At 62.7% G+C, this 9,100-nt stretch carries 11 protein-coding genes; 10 read left to right on the top strand and 1 reads right to left on the bottom strand.

Going from position 1 to position 9,100, the window contains the following annotated elements; translation table 11 throughout:
- Nucleotides 1–166: 166 nt before the first annotated feature.
- The 10 genes from GEV05_29150 (at nucleotide 167) to GEV05_29105 (ending at nucleotide 8,800) form a co-directional block, all read left to right on the top strand.
- On the top strand, nucleotides 167–1,102 hold the full coding sequence (locus tag GEV05_29150) for a tripartite tricarboxylate transporter substrate binding protein (protein ID MPZ47358.1): 936 nt from the start codon (nucleotides 167–169) through the stop codon (nucleotides 1,100–1,102).
- Between the two features lie 3 nt (nucleotides 1,103–1,105).
- Entirely contained in the window at nucleotides 1,106–2,005 is a 900-nt protein-coding gene (locus GEV05_29145; GenBank protein MPZ47357.1) for an SDR family oxidoreductase, read from the top strand.
- A gap of 59 nt (nucleotides 2,006–2,064) precedes the next feature.
- Nucleotides 2,065–3,504, top strand: a complete 1,440-nt coding sequence (locus tag GEV05_29140) for a pyruvate carboxylase subunit B (GenBank protein MPZ47356.1) — start codon at nucleotides 2,065–2,067, stop codon at nucleotides 3,502–3,504.
- 37 nt (nucleotides 3,505–3,541) lie between these two features.
- Nucleotides 3,542–4,027, top strand: coding sequence for an acetyl-CoA carboxylase biotin carboxyl carrier protein (gene accB / locus GEV05_29135; protein MPZ47355.1), 486 nt, complete (start codon nucleotides 3,542–3,544; stop codon nucleotides 4,025–4,027).
- 23 nt (nucleotides 4,028–4,050) lie between these two features.
- A complete protein-coding gene (gene accC / locus GEV05_29130) occupies nucleotides 4,051–5,415 on the top strand; it encodes an acetyl-CoA carboxylase biotin carboxylase subunit (GenBank protein MPZ47354.1) in 1,365 nt (454 codons plus the stop codon).
- A gap of 35 nt (nucleotides 5,416–5,450) precedes the next feature.
- A complete protein-coding gene (locus GEV05_29125) occupies nucleotides 5,451–6,440 on the top strand; it encodes a tripartite tricarboxylate transporter substrate binding protein (GenBank protein MPZ47353.1) in 990 nt (329 codons plus the stop codon).
- Nucleotides 6,334–7,584, top strand: coding sequence for an enolase (locus GEV05_29120; GenBank protein ID MPZ47352.1), 1,251 nt, complete (start codon nucleotides 6,334–6,336; stop codon nucleotides 7,582–7,584). The genes GEV05_29125 and GEV05_29120 overlap by 107 nt, the downstream gene beginning before the upstream one ends.
- Before the next feature lie 113 nt (nucleotides 7,585–7,697).
- A complete protein-coding gene (locus GEV05_29115) occupies nucleotides 7,698–7,892 on the top strand; it encodes a hypothetical protein (GenBank protein ID MPZ47351.1) in 195 nt (64 codons plus the stop codon).
- Between the two features lie 27 nt (nucleotides 7,893–7,919).
- On the top strand, nucleotides 7,920–8,330 hold the full coding sequence (locus GEV05_29110; GenBank protein MPZ47350.1) for a hypothetical protein: 411 nt from the start codon (nucleotides 7,920–7,922) through the stop codon (nucleotides 8,328–8,330).
- On the top strand, nucleotides 8,165–8,800 hold the full coding sequence (locus GEV05_29105) for a hypothetical protein (protein ID MPZ47349.1): 636 nt from the start codon (nucleotides 8,165–8,167) through the stop codon (nucleotides 8,798–8,800). Before GEV05_29110 ends, GEV05_29105 begins: the two co-directional genes overlap by 166 nt.
- 113 nt (nucleotides 8,801–8,913) lie before the next feature.
- Here GEV05_29105 and GEV05_29100 read toward each other — a convergent pair whose 3' ends face one another.
- On the bottom strand, nucleotides 8,914–9,099 hold the full coding sequence (locus GEV05_29100; protein ID MPZ47348.1) for a hypothetical protein: 186 nt from the start codon (nucleotides 9,097–9,099) through the stop codon (nucleotides 8,914–8,916).
- Nucleotide 9,100: the final 1 nt, after the last annotated feature.

Here is a 9,100-nt window from a genome sequence, read left to right as displayed (position 1 = left end):
GAATGAAGAAAGGCGTCGGCGAGCATCGGCTGCGCAACTGGCCGACGAGTTATTGATCGTAAGCGGTGAGCGAAAGCCGTGTGAGGTGAAGAAGGAGCACGTCATGAAGCGTGTGGAAAAGACATCAGTGCGTGCGTTGCTGCTGCGCTCGTGCGGCCTGGTCTGCATGGCGGCAGGCATGAGCTCTGCCGTAGTCGCGCAAAACTATCCGGCGAAGCCCATCCGCTTCATCGTGCCATGGCCCGCCGGGGGCGTCGCCGACATCACCACCCGTCTGGTGGCCCGCAAGCTGGGCGAGAACATGGGCCAGACCTTCGTCGTGGACAATCGCGCGGGGGCGACCGGCATCATCGGCTGCGAGCTCGCCGCGCGCGCAGTGCCCGACGGGTATACGTTGCTGATGGGCACCACCACCACGCATGCGACCAATCCGGTCATGTTCAAGAAACTGCCTTACGACTCGATCAAGGATTTCGCGCCGATTTCTCTGGTTGCGGATGCGCCGTTCGTTCTGCTCGTCCACCCGTCGCTCCCCGTCAAGAACGTCAAGGCGCTCATCGCGCTCGCCAAGACGCGGCCTGGGCAACTCACCTATGGTTCCTCCGGCACCGGGGGCTCATCGCACCTCGGCTTCGAACTGTTCAATCAGATGGCCGGGATCAAGGCCGTTCACGTGCCGTACAAGGGATTGGCGCCCGCAACGATCGACCTCCTCGCCGGGAACATCACAATGTCGTGGGAATCGACCGCGGCAGCCACGCCTTACATCCGGGACAAGCGGCTGCGCGCGCTGGGCATCGGTTCGGCCAAGCGCTCGACGCTGATGCCGGACATTCCGACGATTTCGGAATCCGGCCTGACAGGATTCGAGCTGGGCTCGTGGTCCGCGATGTTCGCGCCCGCCGCGACGCCGCCTGACATCGTCCGCCGCGTGCAGCGCGAAGTCGTGGTCGCGATCAACGATCGGAGCATGCGCGAGCAGCTTGCGGCCCTCGGCGCCGAGCCGGTCGGAAGCACGTCCGAGGAGCTTGCGGCCGTGCTCAGGAACGACGTCGTCAAGTGGACGAAGATCGCGCGTCAGGCCAATCTGCAACCGGAGTAGCCGCTGCGGCCGCAGGCGGCCGTGCGTGCGATACAGCCGCAGGATCACCGCAGTACAACCTTGGAGAAAGAGCGCGTGCCAGACCTGGAGCTCCACGGGAAAGTCGCAATCGTGACCGGTGCCACGCGCAAGCGCGGACTGGGGCGAGCCATCGCGCTATGCCTCGCGCGCGCCGGTGCCGATGTTGTCGTGACCGGCAGCGGCCTTAAGCCGGTGCAGGACATGCCCGTCGACGAGCGCGAGAGCAACTGGCGCGGCGCAACCGACGTGGCCGGGGAAGTCGAGGCGCTCGGCGTGCGTGCGTTGGCGATGGCGGTCGATGTGACGTCGTCGGCCGCAGTTCGGCAAATGGTTACTGAAACGGCCGCAAAGCTCGGACGCATCGACATCCTGGTGAACAACGCAACGTTTGCGCGCGGCGACGACCGCGTGCCCTTGCAGGAGCTCGATGACGACGTGTGGCGACGCATCGTCGACGTCAACCTGAACGGCACCATGCTGTGCTGCAAGTACGCTGCGCAGCAGATGATCCAGCAAGGCGCGGGCGGGACCATCGTCAGCATCTCCTCGGCTGCGGCGCTCAAGGCACAGGCGAATTTCTCGGCGTACTGTGCGTCGAAGGCGGCGATACACGCCTTGAACGCGGTGCTTGCGGCCGAGCTTGGGTCGCACGGCATCACGGCCAACGTCATCGCACCCGGTATTCTGGACACCGCGCGCGTCGACATGCTGCGGGAAGGCGGGCGCTGGGAAAAGCGGCTCTCGAGCGTTCCTCTCGGCCGGGCCGGGACGCCGGAAGAAGTAGCCGAGCTCGTGCGCTACCTGTGCGGAGCGCACGCGCGCTGGATCAGCGGCGACGTGTTTCTCATGACCGGCGGCGAAGTGCGCCGTGCGGCAGATTAGGCTCCGGGGAGGTGAGCGTGATATCCGACAAGGCCCCACCCCTGCGCGAAATCCGCTTCATGGATACGACCCTTCGCGACGGTCATCAATGCCTGTGGGCTACGCGCATGACGACCGCGATGATGCTGCCGATCGCGGAAAAGCTGGACCAGGCCGGCTTCGAGGTGATCGACCTCATGAGCGGCGTGCAGTTCGACGTCGCCATCCGTCACTTGAAGGAGAACCCGTGGGAACGAATCCGTCTCATGCGGGAACGCGTAACGCGTACGCCGCTGCAGGCGAACTTGCGCAGCAAGAGCGTGCTCTCCTTCGATATGCTGCCGGACGACATCAACGCGCTCTGGATCGAACGGCTCATCGCCAACGGTATTCGCAGCGTTCGCGCTTTCGACGCGCTGAACGACATGGACAACATCGTGGAGAGTCTGCGCCTCGTGAAAAAACTCGGTGCCCGGGCGATCGGAGCGGTGGTGTTCAGCATAAGCCCGGTGCATACCGATGCGATGTACGTGGACAAAACCAGGGAGCTCATCGCACGCGCGGGCGTCGACGCGATCATGCTCAAGGATGCGAGCGGATTGCTCACGCTGGATCGGGTGCGGACACTCGTGCCGGCGCTCAAAGAGGTTTGCGGCACGATTCCGCTGGAGTTCCACTCTCATGCGCTTACCGGGCTCGCGCCGCTGCTCTACCTGGAGGCCGCCCGACTCGGCGCGGATCAGTTGCACACGTGCATCGCCCCGCTCGCGAACGGGGCGGCGCAGCCCGCAGTGCAGACCGTTGCGCGTAACCTTCGCGCCGATGGCTACGAAGTCAATCTCGACGATGTCCTGATCGCCGATATCAGCGCGCACTTCCACCAGGTGGCGGAGCAGGAGGGCAAGCCGCTCGGCGCGCCGGCCGAATACGACGCATTCCACTACCAGCACCAGATCCCCGGCGGCATGCTTTCCAACATGCGCGCACAGCTCGAGCAGGCAGGCCTCGGACACAAGCTGCAGGAGGTCCTCACCGAATGTGCGCGAGTGCGCGCGGAATTGGGCTGGCCGGTCATGGTAACGCCGTTCTCGCAGCTCGTCGGAACGCAGGCCGTGCTCAACGTCGTGCAAGGCGAGCGTTATCGCACCGTGCCCGACGAAGTCAAGAAATACGCGCTGGGCTATTTCGGCAGGCTTCTCGCCCCGGTGGACCCGAACGTGCTCGATCGCATTGTCAGTGGCGGATCGTCGAAGATCGCTCTTACGCCCAGCTCTCCGCAGCCCGGTGTTTCCGCGCTGCGGCGCCAATATCCACAGGCCAGTGATGACGAACGTCTGCTGCGTTACATGTACGCGGGTGCACAAGTCGACGACATGCTTGCGGCGGGCCCCACACGCACCGATTATTCATTTGAAAAGCCGGTGGTTCGCTTGTTGCGCGAGCTCGCGCACCAGCGCAAGTACCGCCACGTCTACATCGAGCGGCCCGATCTGCGGATCGAGATCAATACGGCAGCCTGAGCAGCACGTCATCTACCCACATGCGACGTAAGCGGCTATGAGCCTGACGCACGAAGACGTTCAAAAAATATTGGCGATCGTGGAGGAGTCCGATTGCGACGAAGTGCGCCTTGAGTTCGGTGATCTGAAGCTACACTTACGCCGGCGCGGTACTTCATCGGAGATCTCGCAGGAGCCGCGTCCTCAAAACAGAAAGGATGCGCAGTCCCGCAGAGAATTCAATCGGGAAGCCGCCGCACCGGCTGCGCCTGTTCCTGTAGAAGAACTACCCGAAGGTGTCACGGCGGTCACTGCACCGATGCTCGGTTCGTTCTACCGGTCGGCCTCTCCCGGTGAGAAGCCGTTTGTCGAGCAGGGCGACAAGGTTGCACCCGATGATACGGTTTGCCTGGTGGAAGTGATGAAATTGTTCAACTCAGTGAAAGCCGGAGTGGGCGGAGCGGTGGAAAGCATACTTGTCGAGAACGGGGCCCTGGTCGAATACGGCCAGCCCTTGATACTCATCCGAAAAGAAGCCTCCTGACAGCCCAGGACACCAAAAAAAGGATGAAGCGTCCCATCACGCGACTGTTCATTGCGAATCGGAGCGAGATAGCGGTTCGCATCGTCAAAGCATGCCGGAAGCTCGGCATCGAGACCGTCGTCGGCGTCTCCGAAGCAGACCGCCATACACTGGCCGCCCAACTGGCCGACCGGGCCATCTGCATCGGGCCGGCGCCGGCTGCCACGAGTTACCTGAACATGGATGCCATTGTCACCGCAGCAAAGGGCACCGGCTGTCAGGCCATTCATCCCGGTTATGGTTTTCCTGCGGAGAAAGCGGCTTTCGCGAAGCTGTGTGTCGAGCACGGGTTGATATTCGTGGGTCCGCCGGCGAGCGCGATTTCCGGGATGGGCGACAAATTGACGGCACGCGAGACGGCGAAGAAGCTGAATGTTCCGGTCGTGCCCGGAACGGACGACGTGCGTGACTCCGATGCGGTGCGTCGCCATGCCTGCGAAATACGTTACCCGTTTCTTCTCAAGGCGAGCGCGGGCGGCGGCGGTCGCGGCATGCGGATCGTCCGCTCTGCGGATGAAATCGACGGCGCGTTTACCGGCGCGAGCGCGGAGGCGCGCGCGGCGTTCAATGACCCGACGCTATACATGGAGCGCTATGTCGAACGGGCGAGACATGTCGAAATTCAAGTGCTGGGTGACGAGCATGGCAATCTCATCCATCTCGGCGAAAGAGACTGCTCAGTGCAGCGACGGCACCAGAAGCTGATCGAAGAGTCGCCTTCTCCCGTGGTCGATCCCGCGCTTCGCGCACGGATGGCCGACGCCGCGCTGCGCCTGGCGCGTCATGTGAGCTACGTGAACGCGGGCACGGTCGAGTTCATACTCGATCTGGATTCGATGGAGTTTTATTTTCTGGAGATGAACACCCGCATCCAGGTGGAGCACCCGGTGACCGAGATGGTGACCGGCATCGACCTTGTAGCGGAGCAGATCCGGATCGCGGGGGGCGAACCCCTTACGGTTACGCAAGATGTGCGCTTGCAGGGGCATTCCATCGAGTGTCGTATCAATGCCGAAGCGCCTGAACGCAACTTCATGCCGTCCCCGGGAAGGATTACCGAGTGGCAGGCGCCCTCGGGAAGCGGGATTCGCGTGGACACGCATTGTTATAGCGGCTACGTCGTTCCCCCGTTCTACGACTCCATGCTGGCGAAGCTCATCGTGCATGGAGAGGACCGGGGCGCGGCGATAGGCCGAATGGCGAACGCGCTCGACGCTTTCAGAATCGAAGGCGTGCATTCGACGCTGCCTTTCCATCGCGCCGTGCTCGCCCATCCGGACTTCAGGGAGAGCCGCGTCACGACGCAATGGACAGAGCAGGATTTTTATCGGGAAGTTGCCGTGGCGTGAACGCCCAGCCGAAGCAAAACCACGAGGAGAGAACCATGCAAAGCAGGTGGTTAAAGGTTGCAGCGATCGCGCTGCTCGTCGCGAGCAGCGCCGCCGCGGCGCAGACGCGCTCGGCAAGCTCGGGGGGCGACTATCCGACGCGGCCGGTGCGGCTTATCGTGCCTTTTGCGCCCGGCGGCAACACCGATGTGCAGGGGCGGCTGATCGCGCAGAAACTCTCTGAAGCGTGGGGTCAGCAGGTGGTGGTCGATAATCGCGGCGGCGCTGGCGGCACGCTCGGCGTCGACAGGGCTGCAAAAGCGCCACCGGACGGCTATACCGTCGTCCTCGCTTCCTTCGGCAATATCCTGGTCGGTCCCGCCCTTTACAAGAAGCTTCCGTACGATCCGGTGAAGGATCTCGCGCCGGTCATTCTCGTGTCGACGCCGCCCGGTCTCATGGTCGTCAATCCCGCGATCCCGGCCCAAAACGTGCAAGAGCTCATCGCCTATGCGCGCGCCAATCCGGGCAAGTTTAATTACGGTTCGGCAGGCAACGGCGTGTGGAACCATCTCTTCGGCGAGCTGTTCAAGACGATGGAGAAAATCGAGATGACACACGTGCCCTACAAAGGCACGGGACCGGCCGTCACCGATCTCATCGGCGGGCAGATCCAGGTCATGATGTCGCCTTTTCCCACCGCCATGCCCCACGTGAAAAGCGGGCGGCTGCGCGCGATCGCGGTCACCGATAACAAGCGCTCGCCGGTTGTGCCGAATATCTCGACGGTCGCCGAATCAGGTCTTCCGGGCTACGCCGCGGTAAGCTGGTTCGCCCTGCTCGCACCGGCCGGCCCGCCGAAGCCAATCATCATGAAACGGAACCGCGAGGTGAACCGCATTTTGTCGGAGCCCGACGTCAAAGCGGCTTTCGTGGCCGATGGCAGCGAGCCGGTCGGCGGCACGCCCGAGGACCTCGCGAAATCGATACGCGAAGGCCTGGCCAAGTGGGGCAAGCTCGTGCGCGATCTCAACGTTCAGCTTTAAAGGCGCCGCCATGAAACCAGATGTAAGCCCGTACATGCGCTATCGCGATCTGTCGGTTCGCGGCATCGAAGCGATTCCGGTCGCCATTCCACTGCTGCGCCCGATCAAATGGGCGCGTGGTGAAATTCACACGATCGACAATGTCGTCATCGTCGTGACGCTGTCGGACGGCACGCAAGGCATCGCCGACGCGCCGCCGCGCCCGACCATCTATGGTGAGACGCAGGAATCCATCGTTGCGGCCATCCGCAAACACTTCGCGCCTCGCCTCGAGGGTGTCAACGCTTTCGATATCGCCGGCGTCTGGAGCGCTTTGGAAGGGATCGCGTGGAACCCGACGGTCAAAGCCGGCATCGACATGGCGCTGTACGATGCGCAGGCCAAAGCGCTCGGCATCTCGTGCGCGCAGCTTCTCGGCGGCACCGTGAAACCCCTTCCGGTCAACTGGCGGTTGAGCCTGGCCGATGAAAATCACATGCTCGCCGAAGCGGAGCAGCAAATCGAGCGCTACGGCTTCCGCGCATTCAAAGTGAAATGCGGCGTCGACCGCAAGAAAGACGTACAGATACTGCACGCCTTGCGCAAGCTCGTGGGCGACAACGTCGAAATCGCGATCGATTGCAATCAGGGCTACAGCTCGCAGGACTTGCTGGAGACGGGAGCCTGCTTCGAGGAACTCGGCATCGCGCTCATCGAGGAGCCGATACCGGCTCGCGACTCGGCCGGCAAGCGCTTTGCTGCCGAACGTACGCGTGTGCCGATCTCCGGCGATGACTCGTGCATGACGCCTGACGACGTGCTGGACCAGTTGAAGCTCGGCGCAATTCGCGCGGTGGTCATCAAATGCGCGCGCACCGGCTACACGCAGTCGCGACAGATTCTGGCACTCGCCCGCGCGTACTATACGCCGGTGCACAACGGCACTCAGGCCGACATGCATATCGGCACGGCTTCGGGCGGCCACTTCGCGTGCACTTATGAAGCCGTCCACGCGCACGAGATCAGCAGCTTTCTCGATGCGAAAGACCATGTTGCGGAGCAGGAGCTCCTCATCAAGGACGGGCTGCTGCATCTGCCCGAAGGCCCCGGGATCGGGCTCACGCTCGATCAGGCGAAGCTCAAACGCTACCGCATCGATCAATAGGACTTTAGCGCCATGCCATTGGAAGAGCTCTTGCAGGAACTGGAAGAGCGCAGGCAGAAAGCCCTCGCGCTGGGTGGGCCGGAAAAGCTCGCCGAGCGCAAGGCCGCAGGGGTTTGCTGCCATCATCCATCGCCTACTGGGAGCAGATGATGTCGCGCGTCGTCGCCTCTCCGATGTGGGTGAAGGAAGTCGACGACAACTTCTGGGTCAGCGCCTTCCTCGACAGCGGCGCCACGAGGCAGTACCTCACGGCAGAATACAAAGCGATATTCAGCATGCTGAGCGAGCTCGGACTGGCCAAGCAGTAAACCCCACGCCATCAAGCCGCTGCGGCCCTGCGGCGGCGCTACACGACAAATCCGACGCTGCAACGTGATCCGTACACGAAAAGAGGATATCCGCATAAAAGCGCGTCTGCGTTTCCGTTTCTCGCACGCCCCGAGCGCAGCAGCAAGCCCCGGAAAACCGGCGTTACGGTCGTCAGCGACAGGGCCCAGTCGCTGGCGCAAGCTAGCAGCTACGTCGAGCCCCTCGGCGACCTCGTGGATCATATGAAGTTGCCCGACCATGTGGGCCTCATGTGGCGGCTGCCCGGCGAGCTGATCCAGAAGAAGAACGCGATCTACAAGGAGGCGGGAATCGAGACGCTGCTGGTGGAATACCGTACGAAGTCGCCGCGGTGCAGGGCAAAATCCCGGAGTTCATGGAGCGCGTTGCGGAGCTTGGCTTCGGCGGCGTGGAGGTGAGCGAAGATGCGATCGGGCAGACGCCGCGCGACCGCATCAATTCGATCAGGCGCGGGATCAAGGCGGGATTGACCGTCTTCACCGAGTTCGGGAAGAAGTTCCCGGTCCAGCCGCTCGACGCGAAGGAGGCGGCGGATATGGCGAAGCGCGATCTCGACGCAGGTGCGCACATGGTGGTGCTGGAGAAAAGCGATGTGGCGCTGGTGATCCGGAATGGGACGAAAACCCTGCACGAGCTCATGCGAGCGGTGGGCAAGGAGAAGCGCATCGTCGAATGCGGCCCGGGTGCAGACCGCTTCGAAATCGCGAAGTGGCTCATTGCAGAGTTCGGCATGGAAGTGAACCTCGAGAATATCGACGCGGAGGATGCGTACGGCATCGAGGCGATGCGCTATGGGCTCAACCGCGCGGTCGATTACCGCTATTTTCACGAGTGGCACGGAAAGGTGCTGCCGCCCGTGCCGGAGTGACGCGCATAGGGTCGATGAAGCCGCCGTTCTCGACGATGTTCGACATCACGGCCATTTTCGGCAGGTCCGGGCGGCGTGGGTTGCCTTGCGCGCTCGAGAAGGGCAGGTCGAGCTCACCCAGATACTTTCCCGAAGCGCACGAACGCCGCTTCAGAAATGTCCTGGCTGCGGAAGCGTAGGACGAGGTGATCGTGCCAGGCCTCGATGATCCGGCGAAGTGAGTGATCGTCGACCGGATTTGCCAGGTCTATTCCGCTGATATCTGCACCTAGCGCCTTACCCGATGGCGTCACTACGATT

Source organism: Betaproteobacteria bacterium (genome assembly GCA_009377585.1).
In the GTDB taxonomy this organism is placed as follows: Bacteria; Pseudomonadota; Gammaproteobacteria; order Burkholderiales; family WYBJ01; genus WYBJ01.
Note: the sequence above shows the minus strand (reverse complement) of the source record. Positions and strands in the feature narration are given on the sequence as shown.

What these genes read in the sequence shown, in the direction of transcription:
- GEV05_29150 (MPZ47358.1), top strand. Translation starts at nt 167, where the DNA reads ATGGCGGCAGGCATGAGCTCTGCCGTAGTCGCGCAAAACTATCCGGCG.
- GEV05_29140 (MPZ47356.1), top strand. Translation starts at nt 2,065, where the DNA reads ATGGATACGACCCTTCGCGACGGTCATCAATGCCTGTGGGCTACGCGC.
- accB (MPZ47355.1), top strand. Translation starts at nt 3,542, where the DNA reads ATGAGCCTGACGCACGAAGACGTTCAAAAAATATTGGCGATCGTGGAG.
- accC (MPZ47354.1), top strand. Translation starts at nt 4,051, where the DNA reads ATGAAGCGTCCCATCACGCGACTGTTCATTGCGAATCGGAGCGAGATA.
- GEV05_29125 (MPZ47353.1), top strand. Translation starts at nt 5,451, where the DNA reads ATGCAAAGCAGGTGGTTAAAGGTTGCAGCGATCGCGCTGCTCGTCGCG.
- GEV05_29120 (MPZ47352.1), top strand. Translation starts at nt 6,334, where the DNA reads ATGGCAGCGAGCCGGTCGGCGGCACGCCCGAGGACCTCGCGAAATCGA.